We start from the raw sequence: 24,821 nt of genomic DNA on the forward strand, positions 1-24,821 counted from the left end.
CATAATAGCCTGTGCAAATATTATAGGCATTACTCCAGAAGCGTTCAATTTCAAAGGAATGTATTGTCTGGAACCAGCAATGTTTTTTTCATACCCTCCGGAGGCTGACCTCCTTGCATATTGAACCGGTATTCTCCTCGTTGCCATAACCAATAGAACACTGGCCAGAATAACAAGAAACCACAAAATAATTTCTATGAGCATAAACATCAGTCCACCCGTATTATTAGCGGTTCTGGAAACAAACTCCTGAACAAAAGATTGCGGCATAGTGGCAATAATCCCTATCATAATAAGAAGGGAAATACCATTTCCAATTCCTTTATCTGTAATTTTTTCTCCTAACCACATGGCAAAGACACAACCTGTTACCAAAATAATTACCGAAGGCACGATAAAACTCAAGCCTTTACCTAAAAGGAATGCACTATCCGGAACACCCAGGGCACCCAGACTATAAAGGTACGCGGGAGCCTGCACAATACAGATACCAATGGTAAGCCATCTCGTTATCTGGTTTTTTGTTTTTCTTCCACTTTCACCTTCCTTATCCAGTTTTTGAAGATAAGGCACTGCGATTCCCATTAATTGAACCACAATGGACGCAGAGATATAGGGCATAATACCCAGAGCAAATACAGAAGCATTGGCAAATGCTCCACCCGTAAAGGCATTTAATAAACCCAAAATACCTGATTCGGTACTTGAAGATAATTCTGCTAGTTGAGAAGTATCAATCCCGGGAAGAACAACCTGAGCACCAAAACGATACACAAGCAGCAGACCTAAGGTTACAATAATTCTGCCCCTCAGTTCGTCTATTTTCCAGATATTTGATATAACCTCAAAAAATTTCTTCATAATCTTCCTTACTTATAAATTTATTGCTTCACCACCAGCAGCTTCAATCGCAGCTTTCGCAGTTGCAGTAAATTTATGCACGGTTATTTTAAGAGACGCTTTTAGTTCACCACCGCCTAATATCTTAACCAAATCGTTTTTATGAGCCATTCCGTTATCTACAAGATCTTTAACAGTGACTGTTTTTTTAACCAATCCTTTATCTGCAAGCTCCTGAAGTTTATTCAGATTTATACCCTGATAATCTTTTCTGTTAATGTTGGTAAAACCAAACTTGGGTACACGTCTTTGCAAAGGCATTTGACCTCCTTCAAAACCAATCTTCCTGGAATACCCGGATCTTGATTTAGCACCTTTATGCCCTCTTGTTGCAGTACCTCCTTTGCCAGAACCCTGGCCTCGGCCTATGGTTTTCCCGGCTTTGTGAACAGACCCTTTGGCTGGTTTTAAATTCCCTAAATTCATTACAAATATATTTTATGCTTCTTCCGTAGAAACTAAGTGTTTAACCTTATTGATCATTCCCATAATATTGGGTGTGGTTTCATGTTCCACAACATGGCCAATCTTACGCAATCCAAGTGCCTCCAGTGTTCTTTTCTGATTTTGTGGCCTTTTAATGCTACTTCTTACCTGCTTAACTCTAATCTTTGCCATACTCTTGCTACTTATCCTTTAAAGACTTTTTCTAACGAAACACCTCTTTGTTTTGCTACAGTTCTGGCATCCCTCAATTGTAGTAAAGCATCAAATGTAGCTTTTACGACATTATGCGGGTTAGAGGATCCCTGAGACTTGGACAAAACGTCCTGTACGCCAACTGATTCCAATACGGCTCTAACGGCTCCTCCGGCAATTACTCCTGTACCATGTGAAGCAGGTTTAACAAACACCCGTGCGCCGCCAAACTTTCCTTTTTGCTCATGTGGCAAAGTGCCTTTACTAAGAGGTATTCTAATTAAGTTCTTTTTAGCATCCTCAATAGCCTTAGCTATAGCGGTAGCTACTTCTTTAGACTTCCCAAGACCATGACCTACTACACCATTCTCATCACCTACAACCACGATCGCAGAAAAACCAAAAGCTCTACCCCCTTTAGTTACTTTAGTAACTCTTTGAACACCAACCAATCTGTCTTTTAGTTCAAGACCTCCCGGTTTAACAATTTCTACATTTTTGTAATTCCCGAACATATTTCCTATTAAAATTTTAGACCGGCCTCTCTGGCACCTTCGGCCAATGATTTTACTCTACCATGATACAAATTACCGCCGCGATCAAAAGCAACAGCCTCTATCCCGGCTTTCTTCGCTTTTTCAGCTACTGCCTTACCTACCAGGTTGGCAATCTCTACTTTCGTACCTTTTGCCTTACTCAGTTCCTTATCCCTAGAAGAAGCAGAAGCTAAAGTAGTTCCATTATTATCGTCAATTATTTGAGCATAAATCTCTTTGTTGCTTCTAAAAACAGACAATCTAGGCCTCTCGGCTGTGCCAATGGATACTTTTCTTATCCTTTTTCTAATGCGCGCTCTTCTTTCAGTTTTTGATAATCCCATAATTCAATTCTTAAGCGGATTTACCTGCTTTTCTTCTTAATTGTTCTCCGACAAATTTTATACCTTTTCCTTTGTAAGGTTCAGGTTTGCGGAATGATCTTATTTTAGCCGCAATCTGGCCTACCAATTGTTTGTCATGTGAGGTAAGCTTTATAACTGGGTTTTTACCCTTCTCAGAAATAGTCTCAACTTTAACTTCAGCAGCTAAATCCAAAACAATATTATGAGAGAAACCCAAAGCCAAATCTAACTTTTGACCTTGATTACCTGCGCGGTAACCTACACCAACCAATTCAAGCTCTTTTGTCCATCCATTGGTCACTCCCAAAATCATATTGGAAATCAAGGATCTATACAGGCCGTGTTTGGCTTTATGTTCTTTTGATTCAGAAGGTCTTGTTACCCAAACCTGACCATCTTCAACTTTTATGGAAACCGATGAATATTCCTGCGTTAATTCGCCCAATTTCCCCTTTACAGTAATAATATTATCCTGCAGTTCAACTGTGGCTCCTTCCGGAATTTCTATTGGATTGTTACCTATTCTAGACATTTTCCTATCTCTTTATTTCTTAATAAACGTAGCATAAAACTTCTCCGCCAACATTATCTCGCTTAGCTTGCTTACTTGTCATAACTCCATGAGAAGTAGATACAATAGCAACTCCCAAGCCATTAAGCACTCTGGGCATATCTCCGGAACTGGCATATTTTCTAAGACCAGGCGTACTTATACGCTGAATCTTTCTAATCACCGGTTCTTTGGTCAGCCTATCATACTTCAGGGCAATTTTAATAATTCCCTGTACCTCATTCTCCTCGAATTTATAACTCAAAATATATCCTTGATCGAATAATATTTTAGTTACCTCTTTTTTCAAATTAGAAGCCGGAATTTCAACTACCCTATGACCCGCACTACTGGCGTTTCTAATTCTTGTTAAATAATCTGCTAATGGATCTGTAAACATCTTCTTAACTTTTATATTGGGTTACCAACTTGCTTTTTTAACACCGGGAATCAATCCTTGATTAGCCATTTCTCTAAACATTACACGAGAAATACCAAAAGTTCTCATATACCCTTTAGGCCTGCCTGTCAGTTTACATCTATTGTGCATACGAACAGGAGAAGCATTTTTTGGCAGTTTTTGCAAAGCCTCATAGTCCCCGGCTTCTTTTAAAGCCTTTCTCTTCTCCGCATATTTTGCTACAACCTTCGCCCTTTTTCTTTCACGGGCTTTCATTGATTCTTTAGCCATACTAATTCTTTTTAAAAGGTAATCCCAATTCGGTTAACAATGATTTTGCTTCTTTATCTGTATCAGCGCTAGTTACAAAAGTGATATCCATGCCATTAATCCTATTGATCTTATCAATATTAATTTCTGGAAATATAATCTGCTCTGTTATACCAAGATTGTAATTTCCTCTTCCATCAAAACCTGTAGCTCTAATTCCCTGGAAATCCCTTTCCCTTGGCAAAGCAGTAGTAACTAATCTGTCTAAAAATTCATACATGCGCTCACCTCTAAGAGTGACTTTAGCCCCTATCGGCATACCCTTTCTGAGTTTAAAAGCTGCAACATCCTTTTTTGAAATCGTTGCTATCGCCTTTTGACCAGTGATTAGGGCTAACTCATCTAAGGCATGATCTACCAATTTTTTATCGGCTACTGCTGCACCAACACCCCTGCTAAGCACAATTTTTTGTAGCTTAGGTACTTGCATTACATTTTTGTAACCAAATTCTTCTTTGAGAGCCTTAACAATGCGCTCTCCATATTCTTGCTTTAATCTTGGAACGTAAGCCATAACTAAATTACTTCGTTAGATTTTTTAGAAAAACGTACTTTCTTACCATCTCTTACCTCATAGCCCACTCTTGTTGTTTCACCAGATTTGGAATCAATAAGTGATAAGTTAGATAAATGTATAGGAGCTTCTTTTTTCACTATTCCTCCCTGAGGGTTTTGTGCGCTCGGTTTTTCGTGTTTAGATACCATATTGGCACCTTCTATAATCGCCTTATTCTTTTCACGGTCTACAACAGTAACTTTGCCTTCGGTTCCTTTATGGTCACCTGCAATTATCCTAACTGTATCTCCCGTTTTTATTCTTAACTTCATCTTACTATATTTTAAAGCACCTCAGGAGCTAATGAAACAATTTTCATGAATTGCTTATCACGCAACTCCCTGGCAACAGGTCCGAAAACGCGAGTTCCTCTCATTTCACCCGTAGGGTTTAACAAAACACAGGCGTTATCATCAAAACGAATATAAGAACCATCCGGTCTCCTTACTTCTTTTTTTGTTCTTACAACAACGGCCGTTGAAACTGTACCTTTCTTTATACCACCGTTTGGGGTAGCCTCTTTAACAGTAACTACGATTTTGTCACCAACCGATGCATATCTCCTCTTTGTACCGCCAAGTACGCGTATGGTTAACACCTCTTTGGCACCTGTATTGTCTGCTACTTTTAATCTCGATTCTTGCTGTAACATAATTATTTGGCTCTTTCTAGGACTTCAACCAGTCTCCAACATTTGGTTCTACTCAATGGACGTGTCTCCATTATCTTAACAGTATCCCCAATATTGCAGTCATTGGTCTCATCATGTGCAACATACTTTTTTGTTCGCAGTACGAACTTACCATACATAGGATGCTTAACGCGCTTAACTTCAGAAACCACAATAGATTTCTCCATTTTGTTGCTAGTTACAACGCCTACTCTTTCCTTTCTTAAATTTCTTTTTTCCATAAAGCAGAACCAATTATTGGTTATCCCTTTTTGTTAATTCAGTAGCTAATTGCGCCACAGTTCTTCTTGCCTTCCTAATTTGAAGGGGGTTTTCCAGTGGAGTGACCGAGTGGGCTATTTTAAGATCTGCGTGTTGCTTCTTAAAATGAGCCATTTTTTCCTTCAATTCTTCTACCGATAATTCTTTTATTTCTGATTGTTTCATCATCCTAATTATAAAAATTATGCCGCTTCGTAATCCCTGGCCACTACAAATTTTGTCTTTACCGGTAATTTTTGAGCTGCAAGCCTTAAAGCTTCCTTAGCTATGTCCATGGGCACACCAGCAACCTCGAACATTATTCTTCCTGGCTTAACTACAGCTACAAAATATTCCGGGGCTCCTTTACCTTTACCCATACGAACCTCTAAAGGCTTTTTGGTAATAGGCTTGTCCGGGAATATTTTAATCCATAATTGCCCTTGTCTTTTCATATACCTGGTCGCAGCAATACGAGCCGCCTCTATCTGGCGGGAAGTAAGAAAGGAGGAATCCAAAGATTTAATCCCGAACATCCCATTAGAAAGTTGATTTCCTCTACCGGAATTCCCTTTCATACGTCCTTTCTGCGCTTTGCGAAACTTCGTTCTTTTTGGCTGTAACATAATCTCTAACTTCTTCTTTAATTATTACTTTCTGCGACGTTGTTTTTTGCCTGCATCTTGCTGCTTTCCTTTCGACTGGCCTTTTGACATCCCAATTAGCGGAGATAGTTCTCTTTTTCCATATACTTCGCCCTTCATGATCCAAACTTTAATACCCAATCTACCATAGGTCGTATGAGCCTCGTGAATTGCATAGTCTATATCGGCTCTGAATGTCGATAAAGGAATTCTACCATCTTTGTAAGATTCTGACCTTGCCATTTCCGCTCCATTCAACCTTCCGGCTATCTGAATTTTAATTCCTTCGGCATTCATTCTCATTGCCGCCGCAATTGCCATTTTAATGGCTCTCCTGTATGAAATTCTATTTTCGATCTGTCGGGCCACACTTGCCGCTACGAGATTCGCATCAACTTCAGGCCTCTTTATCTCGAAAATATTAATCTGTACTTCTTTATCTGTAATTTTTTTAAGCTCTTCTTTCAGTTTATCCACTTCCTGACCACCTTTCCCAATAATAATACCAGGTCTGGCTGTTGTAATGGTCACGGTTATAAGCTTTAAAGTTCTCTCAATTATTACCCTGGATACACTAGCCTTCGCCAAACGTGCATGAACATACTTTCTTATCTTATCGTCTTCGGCTAGTTTATCGCCATAATCGTTTCCTCCATACCAGTTGGATTCCCAACCTCTGATAATTCCTAGGCGATTTCCGATTGGATTTGTTTTTTGTCCCATACTAAAAATTCTAGCTTTGTGTATTATTGTTAGATCCCAATACCAAGGTTACATGGTTGGAACGTTTTCTTATTCTATGAGCCCTGCCCTGAGGGGCCGGCCTTAATCGTTTTAACATACGTCCGCTGTCTACTGTTATTTCTTTCACAAATAACTCGACTTCTTCAATATTTACCTCTTCATTTTTTGCCTGCCAGTTAGCGATTGCTGAAAGCAATAACTTTTCTAACCTACGGGAGGCTTCTTTAGGACTGAATCTAAGAATAGCAAGTGCCTTTTCTACTTCTGCTCCACGTACCAAATCTGCAACTAATCGCATTTTTCTTGGTGAAGTAGGACAGTTATTTAATTTAGCAAATGCCATTTTTTGTTTTTCCGCCTTTAGTCTTTCGGCCATTTGTTTTTTTCGAACTCCCATAGCTTACTTACTTTTTACCTTTATTTTTTGCACCCGCATGACCTCGGAAAGATCTTGTTGGAGAAAATTCGCCTAATTTATGTCCCACCATATTTTCAGTTACATATACGGGAACAAATTGTCTTCCGTTATGAACTGCAATGGTCTGACCTACGAAGTCAGGACTAATTGTCGATGCTCTGGACCAGGTCTTTATTACAGACTTCTTACCAGAATCTATATTCATCTGGACTTTTTTATCCAAACTGTGATGTATGTATGGTCCTTTTTTTAGTGAACGTGCCATTTCTTTCTACTTTTTATTTCTTTCTACGTTCTAATATATACCTATTTGTATCCTTGTTCTTGGATCTAGTCCTGAACCCTTTAGCAGGAATTCCGTTTTTAGATCTTGGATGTCCCCCTGAGGCTCTACCTTCACCACCACCCATTGGATGATCTACAGGGTTCATAGCAACCGGTCTTGTTCTTGGTCTCCTGCCCAGCCATCTGCTTCTTCCAGCTTTTCCTGAAACAATCAACTGTTGGTCTGAATTTGAGACCGCCCCAATAGTACCTAAGCAATTTGCAAGTACTAATCTTGTCTCGCCAGATGGCAATTTTATAGTGGCATACTTTCCTTCTCTTGCCATTAATTGAGCAAAAGTTCCAGCACTTCTCGCCATTATCGCACCCTGACCAGGACGTAATTCAATACAAGAAATAATAGTTCCCAATGGAATTTTACTTAAGGGAAGAGCATTACCTATCTCAGGAGCTGCATTTTCTCCGGAGGATATTTTCTGTCCTACCTGTAAACCATTTTGGGCAATAATATATCTCTTATCACCATCTGCGTATTCCACTAAGGCGATAAAAGCCGTTCTATTTGGATCATACTGGATAGACTTTACTTCTGCAGCAACGTCCTGCTTATCCCGTTTGAAATCAATAATTCGATACCTTCTTTTATGCCCACCACCTCTATGGCGTATGGTCATTTTTCCTTGACTGTTTCTACCTCCAGACCTTTTTATCGGAGCAAGCAAGCTTTTCTCCGGCTTATCAGTAGTAATGGCGTCAAACCCATTTACTACTTTAAATCGCTGTCCTGGAGTGATCGGTTTTAATTTTCTAACTGACATTTGGTGTCTTTATAGATTACTGTAAAAATCGATTACTTCCCCTTCTTCCACATCAACAATGGCTTTCTTAAATGCATTAGATTTCCCGTGCTGAACCCCGGTTTTTGTAAAACGGGTTTTGCGTGAAGGTCCATAATTCATTGTTCGAACTTTTTTCACTGAAACGCCATAAGCCGCTTCAACGGCATCTTTGATCTGTAGTTTATTGGCCTTAGGATTCACAACAAAACCATAGCGATTATACAATTCGCTATCCGCTGTCATTTTTTCCGTTATAATTGGCTTTATCAACACACTCATGTCTAACCTATTTATTTAAGTTCGCTTCAATTCCTTCTAAAGAACCTTCGAGAAGAACGATTTGATTTGCATTAAGAATTTTGTAAGTGCTTAATTCTGAATTAGTTACGACTTCATAACCTTTTAAATTACGCGACGACAAATATACATTATTATTTGAATCACCCAACACAAACAAAGACTTTTTGTTTTCTAATCCTAAGGATTTCAAAACCTGAATGAAATCTTTGGTCTTTGGAGAATCAAAATTGAAGTCTTCTACAACCAAAATCGCTTCATCCTGACTCTTAAGACTTAAAGCAGATTTTCGCGCCAGCCTCTTAACATTCTTATTGAGTTTTTGGCTATAATCTTTTGGTCTAGGCCCAAAAACCCTTCCTCCACCACGAAATATTGGGGATTTAATACTTCCCGCCCGCGCGGTACCGGTTCCCTTTTGTTTCTTAATCTTTCTGGTACTTCCAACTATTTCCGCTCTTTCTTTAGCGCTATGGGTACCTTGCCTTTGATGAGCCATGTACTGTTTAACATCCAAATAAATTGCATGTTTGTTGGGTTCTATTTTATAAACTGCGTCCGACAGGTCTACCTTTCGTCCAGTTTCTTTTCCTTTAACATCTAAAACTGCTACCTTCATTACTTCTCTATAGTTAAGTAAGCATTTTTATGACCGGGTACACAACCTTTTAAAACTAAAAGATTCTTTTCCGGAACAACTTTTAAAACTCTAAGGTTTTGAACGGTAACTTTACCACCGCCCATTCTTCCTGCCATTTTCATTCCCTTAAACACTCTTGCGGGATATGAAGCAGCACCAATTGAACCAGGAGCTCTCAGTCTGTTATGCTGACCGTGAGTTGCTTGTCCAACCCCTGCAAAACCGTGTCTCTTTACCACTCCTTGGAATCCTTTCCCTTTAGATGTGGCCGATACATCAACAAATTCGCCTTCAACAAATACATCGACACCAACAGTCTCACCTAATTTAAAATCTCCTTCAAAATCCCGGAATTCAACGACTTTCTTTTTGGTGGAAGAACCTGCTTTTTTAAAATGGCCCATTTCAGCCTTATTAGCAGACTTTTCTGCCTTGTCATCGAAACCAAGCTGAAGGGCATTGTACCCGTCTACCTCTTCGGTTCTGACTTGGGTAACTACGCAAGGTCCAGCCTCTATGACGGTGCAGGGAATGTTTTTCCCGTTATCGTCAAAAATGCTGGTCATGCCTACTTTTTTTCCTATTAACCCAGACATATTATTACTATTAATTATTAATTACTATTAAACTATTTTTTTCTGCAAAAAAAACAGGATCAAAAACAATTCGATCCCGAATATATTTTTGTTGCCGTTTTTCCTTTGCGAAACGCTCCGGACATGTTAACCGTTTCAAACCGAAACGGAATGGTCTATCACACTTTTATCTCCACCTCAACACCACTTGGAAGCTCCAGCTTCATTAGTGCGTCAATTGTTTTCGATGAGGAACTATAAATATCCAGAAGTCTTTTGTATGAACTTAACTGGAATTGCTCTCTGGATTTTTTGTTCACATGAGGTGAGCGCAAAACCGTAAATATCTTTTTATGTGTTGGTAAAGGAATTGGCCCTGTAACAACAGCACCAGTCGATTTTACCGTTTTCACAATCTTCTCGGCAGATTTGTCTACCAGATTATGATCGTACGATTTTAGTTTTATTCTAATTTTCTGACTCATAATACTACAATTTAGGCGGTTACACCTGTTGCTGCTTTTATTACCTCTTCAGCCAAACCAGAAGGGGTTTCTGCATAATGTGAAAATTCCATGGTTGAAGTTGCCCTGCCAGAAGAAAGTGTTCTAAGCGCAGTTACATAACCAAACATCTCCGAAAGAGGTACCTCAGCCTTTATGACCTTAGCGCCTGCTCTATCATCCATATTAGTAACATGCCCTCTCCTACGGTTAAGGTCTCCTACAATATCTCCCATATTTTCTTCGGGCGTAAGTGCCTCTAACTTCATTATGGGTTCCATAAGTACCGCTCTCGCAGCCTTCGCCGCGCCTTTATATCCAATTTTAGCAGCCAGCTCAAAAGATAGCGAATCAGAATCCACAGGGTGAAAAGAACCATCCTTAAGAGTAATTTTCATACTATCCATTTCAAATCCGGCTAAAGGACCATTCTTCATAGCCTCTTTAAAACCTTTTTCTACAGAAGGGATATACTCCCTGGGTATATTACCTCCCTTGATCACATTTACAAATTCCAATCCGGATTTTCCATCCTCTCTTGGTTCCATTGTAAATACGATATCTGCAAATTTACCGCGACCACCGGTTTGTTTTTTATAAGTTTCCCTGTGATCAGCGCTTCGGGTAATCGCTTCTTTGTATTCAACCTGAGGTTTTCCTTGGTTGACATCAACTTTAAACTCCCTTCTTAAGCGGTCCACAATAATATCAAGATGCAGCTCGCCCATACCAGAAATAATGGTCTGGCCCGAAGCTTCATCAGTTTTTACCACAAAAGTCGGATCCTCCTCAGCCAATTTAGCCAATGACATTCCTAATCTGTCAACATCAGCTTTGGTCTTTGGTTCCACTGCAATCCCGATAACAGGATCAGGAAAATTCATGCTTTCCAGAATAATTGGATGTTTTTCATCAGAAAGCGTATCCCCCGTTTTAATGTCTTTAAAACCTACAGCCGCACCAATATCACCAGCCGCAATAGAATCTACGGCATTCTGCTTATTGGAATGCATCTGGTATATTCTTGAAATTCTTTCCTTATTCCCGGAGCGATTATTAAGCACATAGGATCCGGCATTTAATTTGCCAGAGTACGCCCTGAAGAAAGCCAAACGTCCGACAAACGGATCCGTGGCAATTTTAAATGCCAAAGCTGCAAAGGGTTCATTACTATCCGGTTTTCTCAAGACTTCTTTTCCGGTATCCGGATTTATCCCTATAATTCCCTCTTTATCCATTGGTGAAGGAAGGTAACGACATACTGCATCCAGCAAAAACTGTACTCCTTTATTCTTAAAGGAAGAACCGCAGACCATTGGAATAATACTCATATCCATAACTGCTGCTCTCAAAGCCGCATGTACCTCATCTTCTGTAATAGAGTCTTCATCTTCAAAGAATTTCTCCATCAAACTTTCATCGTATTCCGCAACCGCTTCAATTAAAGCAGCGCGGTGTCCGTGAACTTCCTCCTTCATTTCTTCAGGAATATCAACGACATCAAAAGTAGCGCCAAAATCTTCATCATGCCAGATTACGGCACGGTTCTTAACAAGGTCAACTATACCTCTAAAATCTGCCTCATCACCTATTGGTAAAACAATAGGAACAGCATTGGACTTCAACATTTCCTTTACCTGATTGCAAACCATCATAAAGTTGGCTCCCTGTCTGTCCATTTTATTTACAAAGGCAATACGCGGCACTTTGTAATTGTCCGCTAATCTCCAGTTGGTTTCAGACTGAGGTTCAACTCCATCAACAGCGCTAAAAAGAAAAACCAGACCATCTAACACCCTCAGGGAACGATTCACTTCAACAGTAAAATCAACGTGTCCGGGGGTATCAATAATATTAAAATGGTACGGTTTAGTTTCAGGAAGTACTTGTCCGTTCTTTAGAGGGAAATTCCATGTACATGTGGTAGCAGCAGATGTAATTGTGATTCCACGCTCCTGCTCCTGTGCCATCCAGTCCATAGTAGCAGCACCATCATGCACTTCACCTATTTTATGACTTACGCCTGTATAAAATAAAATACGTTCCGTAGTGGTGGTCTTACCTGCATCAATATGCGCTGCAATACCAATATTTCTTGTATATTTTAAATCTCTTGCCATTTTATCTTTTAAAATCTAAAGTGGGAAAATGCTTTGTTAGCCTCCGCCATTTTATGAGTATCCACTCTTCTTTTAACAGCAGCACCTTCTTCTTTGGCAGCTGCCAATACTTCTCCGGCCAATTTTTGAGCCATAGACTTTTCATTACGCTTTCGAGAGAAGCTTATAAGCCATTTCATAGAAGTTGAAATTTTTCTATCCGGTCTTATTTGCATAGGGATCTGAAATGTTGCACCACCTACTCTTCTACTCCTAACCTCTACGTGTGGCATTACGTTGGAAAGAGCTTCTTTCCATAATTCCAATGCAGATTTTTCTTCATCAGTTTTCTTTTCTTCTACGATATCCATCGCATCGTAGAAAACTTTAAAGGCAACTGATTTCTTTCCATCCCACATTAACATATTCACAAAACGTGTTACCAGTTGGTCATTAAACCTTGGATCCGGTAATAGTGGTCTTTTTTTCGCCTGTCTTTTTCTCATCTCTTCTTCTTACAAGTTTAGATTACTTTTTAGGGCGTTTTGCTCCGTATTTAGATCTTCTTTGGGTCCTTCCAGCAACTCCTGCTGTATCTAAAGCCCCTCGGACAATATGATATCTAACTCCTGGCAAATCTTTCACCCTTCCGCCTCTAACCAATACTATCGAGTGCTCCTGGAGATTGTGACCCTCGCCGGGAATGTAAGCGTTTACCTCCTTACCATTGGTTAACCTTACTCTTGCAACCTTACGCATTGCAGAATTTGGTTTCTTAGGTGTCGTGGTATAAACCCGCGTACAAACCCCTCTTCGCTGGGGGCACGAATCCAAAGCAGCCGATTTACTCTTCTTGGTAATTGTGGCCCTTCCTTTTCGTACTAATTGTGAAATTGTTGGCATACTAATATATATGTATAAATACTACCCTCATTTAAGGGCTGGCAAATGTAGTAATTATTCATTATAATTCAAATGCTATCCCACAATTTTCTCTGATTTTTTTTTAGTTCCTTTTATTGGCGGGTTAAATTGATGAAAAGAAGTGTTTTTAGCGTTTAATTTTTCTGTACTCTATACCTTATTATATAAGGTGTCAAATTTAATTTCAACGCACCAAATAATTGTCAATTTCACAATACTTTGCTAAATAATTCACATGATTAATATGTTATAAAGAGATATATGATTTATTATTCATTTTTTTAACATAATTTTTTAACAATAGGATGTTGAATTGTTTTTTTTCTGTCTCTAGTCTTAAAGTTTTATTAAAATAAGTTTGGTTTATTAACATGAAATTTGGATTTTCGTAGTTAGCTAATTCAAATAATTAAAAAATGAGAACAAATTTAAATGGAATCTTGACGCTTCTTTTAGCGTTTGTTGTGCATTTATCATTTGCGCAAGACAAGGCGATTTCAGGTACGGTTACTGACTTTGAAGGTTTGCCGTTACCTGGTGTAAACATCGTTGTTGAAGGTACAACAAATGGTACCCAGACCGATTTCGATGGTAATTACGCAATCAGAGCCAGTGAAGGTCAGGCGTTACTCTTCTCCTACATTGGACAAAGAGATGTAAGGATTGTCGTTGGTGCTTCGAATACCATTGACGTGCAAATGGAAGAAGATGCCCAGGCTCTTGAAGAGGTTGTGGTAACGGCCCAGGGTATCGAGAGAGAGGAAAGGTCCTTAGGTTATGCGGTATCAACCGTAGATGAAGGGGCAATTGAATCAAGACCAGAAGCAGATATAGGTCGGGTACTACAAGGAAAAGTAGCCGGAGTAAATATCACCGCCAGTAACGGCCTTTCCGGTTCAGGTACCAACATCATCATTCGGGGTTATTCTTCGGTAACACAGTCTAACCAACCGCTTTTTGTTGTTGACGGGGTACCAATTGATTCAGGCACCAATAACCAGGGGTCTATATTAGATGGTAACACGGCTTCAAGTAGGTTCTTAGATTTGGATCCAAACACAATTAAGGAAGTAAACGTTCTTAAAGGGTTGAGTGCAACTGTTCTTTATGGTAATAGAGGACGGAACGGGGTAATATTGATTACTACTAAAAGTTCCACAAAAGGCGATGCTCCCAGCAAAATGGAAGTTAGTGTAAGTACTTCAGCCTTTATTTCTGACGCAATTCTACCTAAATACCAGGATAACTACGGAGGTGGCTTCCATCAGGGATTTGGTTTCTTCTTTAGTAACTGGGGTCCAAGGTTTGACAGGACAGATGATGATGCAGTCTCACTGGCCGGGCAATGGCTAGGTAATGAATCTGGTTTTGCACAATTAAGTAGTCCTTTGAATTTCTTGGCAGACCAATCCTTGTTAGCTGGTTATGAAGATATTGCTGCACAACCTTATCCATACAAACCTTACAATGGAGTTGAAGAATTCTTTAGAACCGGTTATGTTACAAGTACCTCTGTAAATTTAAGAGGGGGTAATGAAAATGCCAGCTTTAACTTTAACTACGGTAGAACGGAAGATAGAGGGATTACACCCGGAAACAGGGTATTGAGAAATAACTTTTCTTTAGGTGGTAATGCAAGACTAAACAACAAGTTTTCAATTCAAGGTTCTTTCCAGTTTATCAAAACAGACTTCAACTCGCCACCAGTGGCCCCTTCTGTGGGAAGTGGATCTGCCTTTAACGGGGGTTCGGTTTTTGGAGATGTTATGTATACTCCTCGATCGACTGATTTATCAGGACTTCCTTTTCAGGCGGCAGATGGTAGAAGCATGTATTACCGTTCTGGTAACGACATTCAAAACCCTTACTGGACAGTTGCAAACGTTAAAACAAGTCAGGATACAGACCGTTTTATCGGGAACACTTCCATTGCTTATGAGATCAACGACTTTATGAACTTGTCCTATAGACTTGGTTTAGATACCTATACAGAATTTAACAAATACGGACAAAACAAAGGGGGAGTTGACGGGCAGCCTTTGGGTCTTTTAAGAACCCGGGCGGTTAGAAACACTATCTGGAACCATGATTTAATTTTATCGGCAGATAAGAATTTAACAGAGAGCTTAAATTTAAAAGCTATTCTTGGTTTTAATGCCAGACGAGATACTTTCAATTCTGATGGGATCGAAAGCCAGGGACAGTTAGTATTCGGCGTATTGGAACACTTTAACTTTACCACACCATCTGCTCAAAACTCTTTTGTGAGAACAGGGAATGCCAATTTGGCACAAACCTTTGAAGAAAACCTTTTAGGTGCATATCTGGATTTGACCTTTGGTTATGAAGATTGGATCTATGTAAACGTGGTTGGTAGAAATGACTGGTCTTCTACTTTAGAACAAGAGAACAACTCTTTATTCTATCCGGGAGCCAGTGTTTCTTTTATTCCAACATCCTTGTGGGATTCATGGCAGGGAAAAGCACTTTCTTATATGAAACTTCGATTTGGTTACGGTTCCTCAGCAGGTTTCCCAACACCTTATAACACTAGAAATGTACTAGGCTTAAATGCTCGTGCCCTGATTGATATTAACGGCAATGTAGTTTCTTCTAACGCGGTGGATAATTCCTTGGGGAATCCAAATTTAAAACCCGAAAGAGTGTCAGAACTAGAATTAGGTATAGATACCAGACTCTTCAATATCTGGAATTTAAATGTGAGTGTGTTTGATAAGAAAACTACCGATTTAATTACTAACAGACCATTAGATAGCTCTACTGGTTTTACAGGTACTACAGTAAATATCGGAGAAATTAAATCTACAGGTATCGAAGTAGATACCAATATTGATATTCTTAAAGAATTTGAACATGGCGTAGGATTTAATATTGCGGCTAACTTTACCGCCATAGAAACAACCGTAACAAAGTTGGCAGAGGGAACAAACAATATTCTACTTACTGATGCTATTTCCGGAGAAGCAGCTAACTATGCTGTGGAAGGTAGGCCCTTTGGAGTATTTCTAGGGACCAGTATTTTATTGGATGATGCCGGAAACAAATTGATAAATAATGCCGGTCGTTATTTAGTAAATAATACGATAAAGGAAATTGGAGATCCAAACCCTGACTGGAACACTGCTGTTATTCCTACTATTTCCTATAAGAATTTTTCACTGTCGGCTAACTTTCAATACCGCCATGGTGGGGATATATATTCTAATACCGCCACAACTCTTATAGCTCGTGGAGTAGTAGATGATGATACACCAATTCAAAGAGAAGCTCAATACGTCCTTCCTGGTGTCAGTCAAGCAACTGGACAACCAAACCAAACGGCCATTACTGCTACGCAACTTGGATTTGATGTATACTTTGCAGATGGTATTAATACTTTTTCCGTATATGATGGAAGTACGTTCAGAATTCAAGAAGCATCGTTAACTTATGCTTTACCTGCTAAGACATTAGATCAAACTCCATTTGGAAGTTTGTCTTTCACTTTATCAGGTCAAAACCTCTGGTTTAAAGCAATTAATATGCCATCTGATGTAAACTATGACACGAACTCTTCTAGTACAGGTGTTGGTAACGGACAAGGAATTGATTTCTTTACGGGACCTTCTTCAAGAAGATATGGATTTACTGTAAGAGCTTCCTTTTAATAGATAAGAGAAATGAAAAATATAACGAATATTATGAGAAACAGGTTTAAGTTTATTGGTTTGGTATTTATTGCCACATCAATGTTACTAATAAATGGATGTGAAACCACCGATGTGAGTGTCCAACCGAATCCAAACTCTTTAAGCCCGGAGCAATCGGATATTGATTTTTTCCTGAATGCAATTCAGATTAAAGTTGCAAATCTGCATTCGGGAACCGAAGGACGTGCAGAAAATGGATGGGCACAGTTTGGAATGGAACCGGTTCGTATTCAACACGGATTTGGGCCAACTTACCGCGAGTTTTATGATCCGGGCGATTATGACCAGATTTGGGATGATATGTATTCTGAATTACTGATCGACATCAGAACAATGACTCCTTTAGCGGAAGAATCAGAATTGTTTACACATGTGGCAATCGGACAGATCCTGGAAGCTTATGCAATGATGAACATGGTAGATTTATTTGGTGATGTTCCTTACACTGAAGCCGCTAGAGGTGTAGAGGGAATTTTTAATCCGGCTGTTGACTCAGGTGCTGATATTTATGCAGCTTTAGATGCACTTTTACAAGATGCTGTTGCTAATCTTCAAAAATCCGAATTGACCCTTCCATCCAATGATTTGTATTATGGAGGAGATGAAGGCAAATGGATCAAAGCTGCTAACACTATGAGATTGCGTTTGGCCGTTCAAAGTAGGTTGGTAAATACAGCTGCGTCTGCTGCTACTATCAATAGTATTATTGCTGGTGGTCAGTTTATCGCTTCCTCTGAAGATGATCTTCAATTCCAGTGGGGTACAAGTAACGCAGCACCGGATAGCAGACATCCTTATTTTGACCAAAATTACGATGGTGCAGGCCCTAGTTCTGACTTTTACACCTGTAATTACTTCATGAATTTAATGGCGAATCAATATACGGCTATTGATCCGCGAATTCGCTACTATTTTTACAGACAACAAAGCAATTATGATGGGGCTGATAATATTACCAAAGAATGTATAATTGAACCAACATTGCCTAGTTGGTGGGCAGGTTTTAATTACTATTGCACAGTACCCGGAACCAATGGATATGGTGGTCTTTGGGGAAGAAACCACATGGATCCTGATGGTATTCCGCCAGATGACGCTTTTCGTACACTGCATGGTACATATCCTATAGGGGGTCCTTTTGATGCAGATGATTACAGAAATGTTTCAGGTTCTACTGCGGTTAGCGAAGGTTTGGCCGGAGCTGGTATTTCTCCTATGCTTTTGGCTGCCAATACTCATTTTATGTTAGCAGAATCTGCTCTTGAGCTTGGAACAGCCGGAGACGCCAGAATTTATTTAGAAACAGGTGTTAGAGAATCTATGAACAAAGTCGCAGCCTTTGGAGCTCCATTGGCAACTGGAACTGGTCTTGAGGCTACTCCTGCCCTTATTGATGCCCATGTTGCGAGGATATTAGCCGCCTATGATGCAGCCGACAATACTGGAAAACTGAGAATCATTGCGGAACAGGTGTTTATTGCTTCCTGGTGTGATGGAATGACTGCTTATAACACGTATAGAAGAACAGGACAACCAGATAATTTAAGCCCTGCTACTCTAGTTGAGAATCCTGGTACCTTCCTGAGATCTCAGTGGTATCCACAGACGGCTTCAGATAACAATACCAATATCAACCAGAAGGCAAATCCGGATACCCCGGTATTCTGGGACACTAATCCTCCAGGTTTTGTAAATTAAAATATCTATAAAAAATGAAAAATATGAAAAATATAAATAAAATCATTTTAGGGATTCTTGCCGTTGCCTTAACTATAGCATCCTGTGAAAATGAAGACAAGTTTCCATTAAGTGTTCATTTGGATGATGCCAACAAGGCGGCTTATGTCCGTGCTGTTGTTAATCAAACTGTCTATCTGGTTGAAGATGTTCCTGATGCAACTTTTGAAGCAACCATAGATGTTCCGGTCGACAATGTTGCCCAGTATGATCTAAGCTTTACTTTGATAAGTGGCAGTGGTGACTATGATACTATACCATTGAATACTATTACCGAATTTCCAACAAGTATCTCATACACTTATGCGGAATTAACCGGTTTCCTAGGAATTACTACCGCGGATATAGGTGGCGGAGATCTTTTCCAATTTATAGGTACGTGTATAGGGAAGGACGGGAGATTTTGGACAGCTAGTAATTTTACAGGTGATGTTACCGGGCAACTAGCGCAGTTTAATGGCTTTACTTTTACTGTATTAGTGGATTGTGCACCTATTACGGATGTTGAAACCGCCGGAACCTGGGTTGCTAATTTACAGGATAGTTATGGAGATGGTTGGGATGGTGCTTTCTTAACTTTCAGTATAGACGGTTCAACTACCGCGTATACTATTTCTGCAGATCAAGGATTTGAAGCAATATATGATATTGATGTGCCAGCTGGTGTATTAGAAATCTTTTATACTTCTGGGAACTTTGAAGGAGAACACTCTTTTTCGCTTTTCTCTCCTGACGGAGCTCTTTATGGTGAATATGGGCCGGCTCCTGGGAAATGTGTTAACTAATTTAATAACTTAATCTGGAGGTATCTTACTAATTGTTTAGATACTTCCAGATTTATATCTAAAAAGCTATGGTAAATTATTTTCATAATTTACCATAGCTTTTTATTTTGTTAATTAAGACCTCATTTTCGTTGATATGATGTAAATTTGTTTACATTTTATTTTTATGAAGCGTATTAGGATTACTTCACTCATAGTGCTCATTTTTATGGCTTTTGTCATCCTTTCTTGTAAAAATGATGACTCCTTCGCCGTTGAACCCGAAACCATAGAAGATCCCGATTCATCGGACGATTCAAATTCCGGAGACGATGAGGATACAGCAGCAGGTTTTGACGGTAGTACAGACTTTATAAATCCGGATCTTGTTTTTGATAGCTATATACTTGTTAATGATGCAGGAAATAACAGGGCATTCCTTATTGACAAAAATGCCAATTTATTGTTTGAGTGGCCTCTGGGCAACAATATAGGGAATGATGTTTACCTTTTGCCGGATAACAGATTACTTGCGATACTTGAGGCTGATACGCCTTTGATTACCTACGGAGGCAAAGGAGGAAAGATTCAGTTTATTAATAGAGATGGCTCAATAGACTGGAACTTCGAATATTCTACGGAAGACTATATTACCCACCATGATGTGGAATTACTGCCAAATGGCAATGTAATTGCCCTGGTCTGGGAACGAATGCCCGTTCAGAAAGCCATTGAAAATGGTTCGGTCCATAACCGTGACCTTTATACTGAGGCAATTATTGAAATAGATCCCAGGACAGATCAGATTGTATGGGAATGGCATTCATGGGACCATCTTGTTCAGGACTATGATGATACCAGGGAAAACTTTGGAATCATATCAGATAATCCGCAATTGATAAATTTTAATTATACCCAACAACAGGAAGATGGTGATATTATGCATTCCAATGGCATAGCCTATGATGAAGTTAATGATCTGATTTTTATGAGTGTCAACTTTTTTCATGAAGTTTGGGTCATAGATCATAGCTCAAATACTTCTGAAGCCGCCTCTTCTGCAGGAGGGAATTATCAAAAAGGTGGCGATTTAGTCTACCGTTTTGGCAATCCTTCGGCTTACAATAATTCTATGGGTGATCGATTGTTCTTTAACAACCATTTTCCTAATTTAATAGATACTGAAGTTTCAGGAAAAAAGAATATGTTGATTTTTGTCAACAATATGAACAATACCGAACAATCTGTGGTTTATGAACTGCAATTTCCCAATACCTTTGAATTACTACCCAATATGAACAATGAACCCGAGATAGTCTGGAGTTTTACAGATCCCGAATTGTATTCGCCAAAAGTTTCCGGAGCGGTGACACTACCTAATGGGAATAGATTAATCACCGAAGGAGATTTTGGTTTTTGGGAAGTCACAGAAGGTGGTGAAGTTGTTTGGAAACTACGTTCGGAGGGTTTTTACTGGAGAGGCTATCATTACAATAAAGATGCTCCGGAGATACAAGCTCTTGGGTTGGAATAAATAAAACCTCTAAATTATTACGCCTTAGGGGGTATCCTATAGTTTATAAATAGATACAGGGCCATACATTCTAAAATAGTATGATTACACTAAAACAGTCTATAAAAATGGATTGTATTTATCTATCTTTAAGACATGCAAAAAACTTCTCGTATTTACGGCATAAGGGCCGTTATTGAAGCTATTAATTCTAAAAGCGCCATAGATAAAATATTTATTCAAAAAGGGCTTGGCGGTAGTCTTTATAAAGAATTAGAAGCCTTGATCCGGGAAAATGGAATTAGTTTTTCCTATGTCCCTATTGAAAAACTCAACAGACTTACCAGAAATAACCACCAGGGTGTTATTGCCAATATCTCGCCGATTGAATTTTACAACTTTGAAACTCTTGTTGAAGAGGTTGTGCAAAAGAAGGAAGCTCCTTTGTTTCTTCTTTTAGACCAACTTTCTGACGTCAGAAATTTTGGTGCTATTATACGAACTGCTGAATGTACCGGTGTAGATGGAATTGTCATTCAAAAAAAAGGAGCCGCACCTGTAACTGATGACACGATAAAAACCTCTGCAGGGGCTGCCTTTAAGGTTCCTATTGCCAAAATTGATCATCTGAAAGACGCAGTCTTTTATCTTCAAGCATCAGGAATTCAGGTAATTGCCGCTACTGAAAAAACGGAAAACAGTATTTACAACGTAAATTTTAAGGTTCCTTGTGCCATTATTATGGGCTCCGAGGATACTGGGATATCTCCTTCAATTCTTAAAACTGTGGATCAAAAAGCAAAGCTGCCTCTTATGGGTGAAATTGCCTCTCTAAATGTATCTGTGGCCTGTGGTGTTTTTTTGTATGAAGCAGTAAGACAAAGGACAGTGTAATTTAAGTGGGCTTGTCTTTAGTTTTATTTTCTCTGAAATGGTACGTTATTTTAAAGGGTTTTTCTTCTGATTCTAAAGCCTCATCTTTTCTTTCAATAAAATTTCCATGTTCATCAAAGTGTCTTAAAAACTCATCCTCCTCTTCATTATAAGTTTCCAATTCCCAGGCATACTTTTTGGTTGTGGGTATTTTAGCCTTTACAAAAAGAGCAAGGGTTAAACCTGTAATAAACCCGGACAAATGTCCTTCCCAGGAAATATTATCTTTCAGTGGAAATATAAACCACAACAAACTTCCATAAATAAATACAACCATCAATGAAAGGGCCACAAGCCGGTAATGTTTGGTAAATATCCCTTTGAAAAAAATAAAACTAGCCAATACATATATTACGCCACTAGCACCAATATGATAGGACGGTCTGCCAATAATCCAGGTTAACAAACCGGAAAGTAGTACTCCCCACAACAGTACTTTAAAGGAGATGCTTCTGTAAAAATAGACCAATGAAGCGGTTAGAATAGCAATAGGTATGGTATTATTGTAAAGATGTTCTATTGAACCGTGCAAAAATGGACTAAAAAGCATTCCTCTTAATCCGATTAAAGTTCTTGGAAATATACCGTACTGATTTAAATTGATCTGAAATCGAATCTCCACCCAAAAAACGGTCCATATTAATAGTACGGCAATCATTGGAACAAGAAGTACTTTATTCGAAAATTTAAAATAGGTTTCCTCCGACATAAGCTTAAATTACATTTTATTTCTTCAAATTATTGGCCATAAATACAAAACATGATAAATTGTCAGGGCAATATTTTTATTTATAGATTAACCAACTTTATTATAAATTCAGTTATCGTATAAGGTAGAAACGTATTTATTACATTTATCATATGAACGAACCACTTGCAGAACGAGTACGCCCAAAAACTCTAGAGGATTATATTAGTCAGCGTCATTTAGTTGGTGCTGATGGTTCTTTATCCCTCCAAATAAAAAAAGGAAATATTCCCTCACTAATTCTTTGGGGACCACCAGGAACCGGGAAAACCACTTTGGCGCATATAATTGCCAATGAAAGCGAAAGACCCTTTTATACATTAAGCGCTATAAGCAGTGGTGTAAAGGACATCCGGGAAGTAATAGATAAAGCAAAGCAAAGTGGAGGCTTATTCACTTCTAAAAATCCAATTCTGTTTATTGATGAAATCCATCGTTTTAGTAAATCCCAGCAGGATTCTTTACTGGGTGCTGTAGAAAAAGGCTGGATTACGCTTATTGGGGCAACTACAGAAAATCCAAGCTTTGAAGTAATTCCCGCTCTTTTGTCGCGCTGCCAGGTTTATATACTTAATTCTTTTGGGAAAGAAGACTTAGAAGCATTATTACAAAGAGCAATGGCTGAAGATATCATGCTAAAGTCAAAAAATATTACGCTTGAAGAAACTGAAGCTCTTTTGCGACTTTCCGGTGGTGATGGCAGAAAACTGCTTAATATCTTCGAATTAGTCGTTTCCTCTGAAGATAAAACAGAACTTGTTATCACAGATAAACTGGTGATGCAAAAGGTTCAGAAAAACACCGTATTATATGATAAAACAGGAGAACAACATTACGATATAGTTTCCGCCTTTATTAAATCTATCCGCGGCAGTGATCCGAATGGCACGGTCTATTGGCTTGCCAGAATGATTGAAGGTGGAGAAGATGTGAAGTTTATAGCGCGACGTTTATTAATATCGGCGTCTGAAGACATTGGTATGGCCAATCCTACCGCATTGGTTATCGCCAATTCAACTTTTCAGGCGGTTAACACTATAGGGTATCCTGAGGCCCGAATACTGCTAAGCCAATGTGCCATTTATCTGGCAACTTCTCCAAAAAGCAATACGAGTTATATGGCCATCAAAAAGGCACAGGAGTATGTTAAGGAAACCGGAGATCTTTCTGTTCCACTACCTTTGAGGAATGCACCCACCAAATTAATGAAAGAATTGGGTTATGGTGAAAACTATAAATACGCTCATGACTTTGAGGATAATTTTACGGATCTGGAATTCTTGCCTGAACAAATAAAAGGGACTTCCTTTTATATTCCCGGAAATAATAAAAGAGAGATAGCGCTCAGAGAATTTCTCGAAAAACGGTGGGGAAAGAAGTACTAGAATTTGATGACAAGCTCTTCAATTTCTAATTTGTCGGAAACGTAGTATTCAAAATACCATTGGGATCCACGCTTATACACAATGCCATTTCCTTTATCATTTGCGCCAATATAGACCTCCGGCACGGAGGTACTGTATATTTTCAAACGAATTTTTGGAGTACTATCAACCAGTTGATAACCATTGGTAATTTGTTGCGCATACAATACATGTGGCTCTGAAGTTTTGGCAAGGGTACTTAAGGTCGCTGCGACGACCTCCGTATTTTCAACCGCCACAGTTTTTGGATTTGCGGCTATTTCAGATTGCTTTAAATTCTCCTGAACAGGGACAGGTGTTGGTTCCGCTGTAGTCACCGGCGGCGCACTTTTTTCCTCTGCCTTGGGTATTGTGGCATTGGCAGTGACACTTTTGTTCTGAACAGGGTTATAGGTATAAGGAAGGGCACTGATTGATGCAAAAGCCAATTCAATCGCCTCCTTATAGCTCGATATGTAATCCTTTTCTTTACTACTTCCTTCCAGGCTTGTATAGATTTCTTTGGAATTACAATCCTCGAGTATAATGGAAGCTTTAGTTAAGAACATACTGGTTTTATGATTCAATTGTACCAGGAGGCCAAGACACCTGTTAGCATTAAGGTCTGATGGCAATTCATCTTCATAATAGGCCTCAAATCCTTTTTTTGTAAAAAGATGTTTTAAAAGAGTACTTGTTTTGTATTGGTTTTCCTCCTTAAAACCCTTAAATATTTTTGGTACAATTATATATTTATAATCATTTAATTGCGCTTGTAGTCCATATGAAAATGTAAAAACTAAAAACAGGCAGGAAAAAATATTCTTCATTTAAATTA

The 24,821-nt window shown here is 39.0% G+C and carries 33 protein-coding genes; 6 read left to right on the forward strand and 27 right to left on the reverse strand.

Annotation, left to right across the window (positions count from 1 at the left end; genetic code table 11):
- The 25 genes from WBM60_RS13845 to rpsL form a co-directional block, all read right to left on the reverse strand.
- Positions 1 to 861 (reverse strand): preprotein translocase subunit SecY (locus WBM60_RS13845; protein WP_424283210.1); only part of this gene is annotated, 861 nt, incomplete at its 3' end.
- A gap of 12 nt (positions 862 to 873) precedes the next feature.
- Entirely contained in the window at positions 874 to 1,326 is a 453-nt protein-coding gene (gene rplO, locus WBM60_RS13850; protein WP_299160446.1) for a 50S ribosomal protein L15, read from the reverse strand.
- A gap of 12 nt (positions 1,327 to 1,338) precedes the next feature.
- Positions 1,339 to 1,518, reverse strand: a complete 180-nt coding sequence (gene rpmD / locus WBM60_RS13855) for a 50S ribosomal protein L30 (protein WP_299160445.1) — start codon at positions 1,516 to 1,518, stop codon at positions 1,339 to 1,341.
- 11 nt (positions 1,519 to 1,529) lie between these two features.
- Positions 1,530 to 2,054 carry a 30S ribosomal protein S5 gene (rpsE, locus tag WBM60_RS13860; protein ID WP_299160442.1) on the reverse strand — a complete coding sequence of 175 codons (525 nt, stop codon included), beginning with the start codon at positions 2,052 to 2,054 and terminating at the stop codon, positions 1,530 to 1,532.
- Positions 2,055 to 2,062: 8 nt separating this feature from the next.
- Positions 2,063 to 2,419, reverse strand: coding sequence for a 50S ribosomal protein L18 (rplR, locus tag WBM60_RS13865; RefSeq protein WP_424277172.1), 357 nt, complete (start codon positions 2,417 to 2,419; stop codon positions 2,063 to 2,065).
- 10 nt (positions 2,420 to 2,429) lie between these two features.
- Positions 2,430 to 2,972, reverse strand: coding sequence for a 50S ribosomal protein L6 (gene rplF, locus WBM60_RS13870; RefSeq protein WP_424258755.1), 543 nt, complete (start codon positions 2,970 to 2,972; stop codon positions 2,430 to 2,432).
- Between the two features lie 19 nt (positions 2,973 to 2,991).
- Positions 2,992 to 3,390, reverse strand: coding sequence for a 30S ribosomal protein S8 (rpsH, locus tag WBM60_RS13875; RefSeq protein ID WP_299160433.1), 399 nt, complete (start codon positions 3,388 to 3,390; stop codon positions 2,992 to 2,994).
- Between the two features lie 21 nt (positions 3,391 to 3,411).
- Positions 3,412 to 3,681: a 30S ribosomal protein S14 gene (gene rpsN, locus WBM60_RS13880; protein WP_299160430.1), complete on the reverse strand. Its 270-nt coding sequence runs from the start codon at positions 3,679 to 3,681 to the stop codon at positions 3,412 to 3,414.
- 1 nt (position 3,682) lies between these two features.
- Positions 3,683 to 4,234: a 50S ribosomal protein L5 gene (gene rplE / locus WBM60_RS13885; RefSeq protein WP_424258753.1), complete on the reverse strand. Its 552-nt coding sequence runs from the start codon at positions 4,232 to 4,234 to the stop codon at positions 3,683 to 3,685.
- A 2-nt stretch (positions 4,235 to 4,236) separates the two neighbouring features.
- Positions 4,237 to 4,548 carry a 50S ribosomal protein L24 gene (rplX, locus tag WBM60_RS13890; RefSeq protein ID WP_299160424.1) on the reverse strand — a complete coding sequence of 104 codons (312 nt, stop codon included), beginning with the start codon at positions 4,546 to 4,548 and terminating at the stop codon, positions 4,237 to 4,239.
- A gap of 11 nt (positions 4,549 to 4,559) precedes the next feature.
- Positions 4,560 to 4,928, reverse strand: a complete 369-nt coding sequence (gene rplN / locus WBM60_RS13895) for a 50S ribosomal protein L14 (protein WP_299160421.1) — start codon at positions 4,926 to 4,928, stop codon at positions 4,560 to 4,562.
- A gap of 2 nt (positions 4,929 to 4,930) precedes the next feature.
- Positions 4,931 to 5,188 (reverse strand): 30S ribosomal protein S17, encoded by a 258-nt coding sequence (gene rpsQ / locus WBM60_RS13900; protein WP_299160418.1) that lies wholly within the window; start codon positions 5,186 to 5,188, stop codon positions 4,931 to 4,933.
- Positions 5,189 to 5,201: 13 nt separating this feature from the next.
- Positions 5,202 to 5,393, reverse strand: coding sequence for a 50S ribosomal protein L29 (gene rpmC, locus WBM60_RS13905; RefSeq protein ID WP_348139111.1), 192 nt, complete (start codon positions 5,391 to 5,393; stop codon positions 5,202 to 5,204).
- A gap of 17 nt (positions 5,394 to 5,410) precedes the next feature.
- Positions 5,411 to 5,833, reverse strand: a complete 423-nt coding sequence (gene rplP / locus WBM60_RS13910) for a 50S ribosomal protein L16 (protein ID WP_424258889.1) — start codon at positions 5,831 to 5,833, stop codon at positions 5,411 to 5,413.
- Positions 5,834 to 5,857: 24 nt separating this feature from the next.
- Entirely contained in the window at positions 5,858 to 6,574 is a 717-nt protein-coding gene (rpsC, locus tag WBM60_RS13915; protein ID WP_424283211.1) for a 30S ribosomal protein S3, read from the reverse strand.
- Positions 6,575 to 6,584: 10 nt separating this feature from the next.
- The gene (rplV, locus tag WBM60_RS13920; protein ID WP_299160408.1) at positions 6,585 to 6,992 is read right to left on the reverse strand and encodes a 50S ribosomal protein L22; all 408 of its coding nucleotides are present in this window, start codon (positions 6,990 to 6,992) and stop codon (positions 6,585 to 6,587) included.
- Between the two features lie 7 nt (positions 6,993 to 6,999).
- Entirely contained in the window at positions 7,000 to 7,278 is a 279-nt protein-coding gene (gene rpsS, locus WBM60_RS13925) for a 30S ribosomal protein S19 (RefSeq protein ID WP_299160406.1), read from the reverse strand.
- A 13-nt stretch (positions 7,279 to 7,291) separates the two neighbouring features.
- Positions 7,292 to 8,116, reverse strand: coding sequence for a 50S ribosomal protein L2 (gene rplB / locus WBM60_RS13930; protein ID WP_424258883.1), 825 nt, complete (start codon positions 8,114 to 8,116; stop codon positions 7,292 to 7,294).
- Positions 8,117 to 8,125: 9 nt separating this feature from the next.
- Positions 8,126 to 8,416: a 50S ribosomal protein L23 gene (gene rplW / locus WBM60_RS13935; RefSeq protein WP_019668206.1), complete on the reverse strand. Its 291-nt coding sequence runs from the start codon at positions 8,414 to 8,416 to the stop codon at positions 8,126 to 8,128.
- Between the two features lie 7 nt (positions 8,417 to 8,423).
- Positions 8,424 to 9,053 (reverse strand): 50S ribosomal protein L4, encoded by a 630-nt coding sequence (gene rplD, locus WBM60_RS13940; RefSeq protein ID WP_424258881.1) that lies wholly within the window; start codon positions 9,051 to 9,053, stop codon positions 8,424 to 8,426.
- Entirely contained in the window at positions 9,053 to 9,670 is a 618-nt protein-coding gene (rplC, locus tag WBM60_RS13945) for a 50S ribosomal protein L3 (RefSeq protein ID WP_424258879.1), read from the reverse strand. The genes rplD and rplC overlap by 1 nt, the downstream gene beginning before the upstream one ends.
- A gap of 158 nt (positions 9,671 to 9,828) precedes the next feature.
- On the reverse strand, positions 9,829 to 10,134 hold the full coding sequence (gene rpsJ, locus WBM60_RS13950; RefSeq protein WP_010181931.1) for a 30S ribosomal protein S10: 306 nt from the start codon (positions 10,132 to 10,134) through the stop codon (positions 9,829 to 9,831).
- A gap of 11 nt (positions 10,135 to 10,145) precedes the next feature.
- A complete protein-coding gene (gene fusA / locus WBM60_RS13955; protein ID WP_424258876.1) occupies positions 10,146 to 12,272 on the reverse strand; it encodes an elongation factor G in 2,127 nt (708 codons plus the stop codon).
- 8 nt (positions 12,273 to 12,280) lie between these two features.
- On the reverse strand, positions 12,281 to 12,757 hold the full coding sequence (rpsG, locus tag WBM60_RS13960) for a 30S ribosomal protein S7 (protein ID WP_424258874.1): 477 nt from the start codon (positions 12,755 to 12,757) through the stop codon (positions 12,281 to 12,283).
- Between the two features lie 22 nt (positions 12,758 to 12,779).
- Positions 12,780 to 13,154: a 30S ribosomal protein S12 gene (gene rpsL, locus WBM60_RS13965; RefSeq protein ID WP_013305196.1), complete on the reverse strand. Its 375-nt coding sequence runs from the start codon at positions 13,152 to 13,154 to the stop codon at positions 12,780 to 12,782.
- 437 nt (positions 13,155 to 13,591) lie between these two features.
- On the opposite strand from rpsL, the gene WBM60_RS13970 reads away from it, so the two are divergent.
- From WBM60_RS13970 to rlmB, 5 genes are all read left to right on the forward strand, one after another.
- Positions 13,592 to 16,843, forward strand: coding sequence for a SusC/RagA family TonB-linked outer membrane protein (locus tag WBM60_RS13970; RefSeq protein ID WP_424283212.1), 3,252 nt, complete (start codon positions 13,592 to 13,594; stop codon positions 16,841 to 16,843).
- Between the two features lie 12 nt (positions 16,844 to 16,855).
- Positions 16,856 to 18,583 (forward strand): SusD/RagB family nutrient-binding outer membrane lipoprotein, encoded by a 1,728-nt coding sequence (locus WBM60_RS13975; protein ID WP_424258870.1) that lies wholly within the window; start codon positions 16,856 to 16,858, stop codon positions 18,581 to 18,583.
- 23 nt (positions 18,584 to 18,606) lie between these two features.
- On the forward strand, positions 18,607 to 19,407 hold the full coding sequence (locus WBM60_RS13980; RefSeq protein WP_424258868.1) for a hypothetical protein: 801 nt from the start codon (positions 18,607 to 18,609) through the stop codon (positions 19,405 to 19,407).
- A 166-nt stretch (positions 19,408 to 19,573) separates the two neighbouring features.
- Positions 19,574 to 20,920: an aryl-sulfate sulfotransferase gene (locus WBM60_RS13985; RefSeq protein WP_424278353.1), complete on the forward strand. Its 1,347-nt coding sequence runs from the start codon at positions 19,574 to 19,576 to the stop codon at positions 20,918 to 20,920.
- A 135-nt stretch (positions 20,921 to 21,055) separates the two neighbouring features.
- Positions 21,056 to 21,793, forward strand: coding sequence for a 23S rRNA (guanosine(2251)-2'-O)-methyltransferase RlmB (gene rlmB / locus WBM60_RS13990; protein WP_424276642.1), 738 nt, complete (start codon positions 21,056 to 21,058; stop codon positions 21,791 to 21,793).
- A gap of 1 nt (position 21,794) precedes the next feature.
- Here rlmB and WBM60_RS13995 read toward each other — a convergent pair whose 3' ends face one another.
- Positions 21,795 to 22,541, reverse strand: coding sequence for a rhomboid family intramembrane serine protease (locus tag WBM60_RS13995; RefSeq protein WP_424283213.1), 747 nt, complete (start codon positions 22,539 to 22,541; stop codon positions 21,795 to 21,797).
- A gap of 152 nt (positions 22,542 to 22,693) precedes the next feature.
- Here WBM60_RS13995 and WBM60_RS14000 point away from each other — a divergent pair, with 152 nt between their 5' ends.
- Positions 22,694 to 23,965 carry a replication-associated recombination protein A gene (locus tag WBM60_RS14000; protein WP_424276640.1) on the forward strand — a complete coding sequence of 424 codons (1,272 nt, stop codon included), beginning with the start codon at positions 22,694 to 22,696 and terminating at the stop codon, positions 23,963 to 23,965.
- Here the strand turns inward: WBM60_RS14000 and WBM60_RS14005 are convergent.
- Complete coding sequence (locus tag WBM60_RS14005) at positions 23,962 to 24,813, reverse strand: hypothetical protein (protein ID WP_424261529.1); 852 nt, start codon at positions 24,811 to 24,813, stop codon at positions 23,962 to 23,964. The two genes, WBM60_RS14000 and WBM60_RS14005, sit on opposite strands and share 4 nt — an antisense overlap.
- Between the last annotated feature and the right edge of the window lie 8 nt (positions 24,814 to 24,821).

Source organism: Eudoraea sp. (genome assembly GCF_049669105.1).
In the GTDB taxonomy this organism is placed as follows: Bacteria; Bacteroidota; Bacteroidia; order Flavobacteriales; family Flavobacteriaceae; genus Eudoraea.

Coding starts and splice junctions, on each gene's coding strand:
- rpsG (WP_424258874.1), bottom strand. CDS start 12,757: ATGAGAAAAAGACAGGCGAAAAAAAGACCACTATTACCGGATCCAAGG.
- rplE (WP_424258753.1), bottom strand. CDS start 4,234: ATGGCTTACGTTCCAAGATTAAAGCAAGAATATGGAGAGCGCATTGTT.
- rplP (WP_424258889.1), bottom strand. CDS start 5,833: ATGTTACAGCCAAAAAGAACGAAGTTTCGCAAAGCGCAGAAAGGACGT.
- WBM60_RS13985 (WP_424278353.1), top strand. CDS start 19,574: ATGAAGCGTATTAGGATTACTTCACTCATAGTGCTCATTTTTATGGCT.
- rpsE (WP_299160442.1), bottom strand. CDS start 2,054: ATGTTCGGGAATTACAAAAATGTAGAAATTGTTAAACCGGGAGGTCTT.
- WBM60_RS13970 (WP_424283212.1), top strand. CDS start 13,592: ATGAGAACAAATTTAAATGGAATCTTGACGCTTCTTTTAGCGTTTGTT.
- rpsL (WP_013305196.1), bottom strand. CDS start 13,154: ATGCCAACAATTTCACAATTAGTACGAAAAGGAAGGGCCACAATTACC.
- rlmB (WP_424276642.1), top strand. CDS start 21,056: ATGCAAAAAACTTCTCGTATTTACGGCATAAGGGCCGTTATTGAAGCT.
- WBM60_RS14000 (WP_424276640.1), top strand. CDS start 22,694: ATGAACGAACCACTTGCAGAACGAGTACGCCCAAAAACTCTAGAGGAT.
- rplB (WP_424258883.1), bottom strand. CDS start 8,116: ATGTCAGTTAGAAAATTAAAACCGATCACTCCAGGACAGCGATTTAAA.
- rplR (WP_424277172.1), bottom strand. CDS start 2,419: ATGGGATTATCAAAAACTGAAAGAAGAGCGCGCATTAGAAAAAGGATA.
- rplX (WP_299160424.1), bottom strand. CDS start 4,548: ATGAAGTTAAGAATAAAAACGGGAGATACAGTTAGGATAATTGCAGGT.
- rplO (WP_299160446.1), bottom strand. CDS start 1,326: ATGAATTTAGGGAATTTAAAACCAGCCAAAGGGTCTGTTCACAAAGCC.
- WBM60_RS13975 (WP_424258870.1), top strand. CDS start 16,856: ATGAAAAATATAACGAATATTATGAGAAACAGGTTTAAGTTTATTGGT.
- rpmC (WP_348139111.1), bottom strand. CDS start 5,393: ATGAAACAATCAGAAATAAAAGAATTATCGGTAGAAGAATTGAAGGAA.
- WBM60_RS13995 (WP_424283213.1), bottom strand. CDS start 22,541: ATGTCGGAGGAAACCTATTTTAAATTTTCGAATAAAGTACTTCTTGTT.
- fusA (WP_424258876.1), bottom strand. CDS start 12,272: ATGGCAAGAGATTTAAAATATACAAGAAATATTGGTATTGCAGCGCAT.
- rpsQ (WP_299160418.1), bottom strand. CDS start 5,188: ATGGAAAAAAGAAATTTAAGAAAGGAAAGAGTAGGCGTTGTAACTAGC.
- rpsJ (WP_010181931.1), bottom strand. CDS start 10,134: ATGAGTCAGAAAATTAGAATAAAACTAAAATCGTACGATCATAATCTG.
- rplN (WP_299160421.1), bottom strand. CDS start 4,928: ATGTTACAGCAAGAATCGAGATTAAAAGTAGCAGACAATACAGGTGCC.
- rpsS (WP_299160406.1), bottom strand. CDS start 7,278: ATGGCACGTTCACTAAAAAAAGGACCATACATACATCACAGTTTGGAT.
- WBM60_RS13980 (WP_424258868.1), top strand. CDS start 18,607: ATGAAAAATATAAATAAAATCATTTTAGGGATTCTTGCCGTTGCCTTA.
- rplV (WP_299160408.1), bottom strand. CDS start 6,992: ATGGGAGTTCGAAAAAAACAAATGGCCGAAAGACTAAAGGCGGAAAAA.
- rplC (WP_424258879.1), bottom strand. CDS start 9,670: ATGTCTGGGTTAATAGGAAAAAAAGTAGGCATGACCAGCATTTTTGAC.
- rpsH (WP_299160433.1), bottom strand. CDS start 3,390: ATGTTTACAGATCCATTAGCAGATTATTTAACAAGAATTAGAAACGCC.
- rpmD (WP_299160445.1), bottom strand. CDS start 1,518: ATGGCAAAGATTAGAGTTAAGCAGGTAAGAAGTAGCATTAAAAGGCCA.
- rplW (WP_019668206.1), bottom strand. CDS start 8,416: ATGAGTGTGTTGATAAAGCCAATTATAACGGAAAAAATGACAGCGGAT.
- rplF (WP_424258755.1), bottom strand. CDS start 2,972: ATGTCTAGAATAGGTAACAATCCAATAGAAATTCCGGAAGGAGCCACA.
- rpsN (WP_299160430.1), bottom strand. CDS start 3,681: ATGGCTAAAGAATCAATGAAAGCCCGTGAAAGAAAAAGGGCGAAGGTT.
- rplD (WP_424258881.1), bottom strand. CDS start 9,053: ATGAAGGTAGCAGTTTTAGATGTTAAAGGAAAAGAAACTGGACGAAAG.
- rpsC (WP_424283211.1), bottom strand. CDS start 6,574: ATGGGACAAAAAACAAATCCAATCGGAAATCGCCTAGGAATTATCAGA.
- WBM60_RS14005 (WP_424261529.1), bottom strand. CDS start 24,813: ATGAAGAATATTTTTTCCTGCCTGTTTTTAGTTTTTACATTTTCATAT.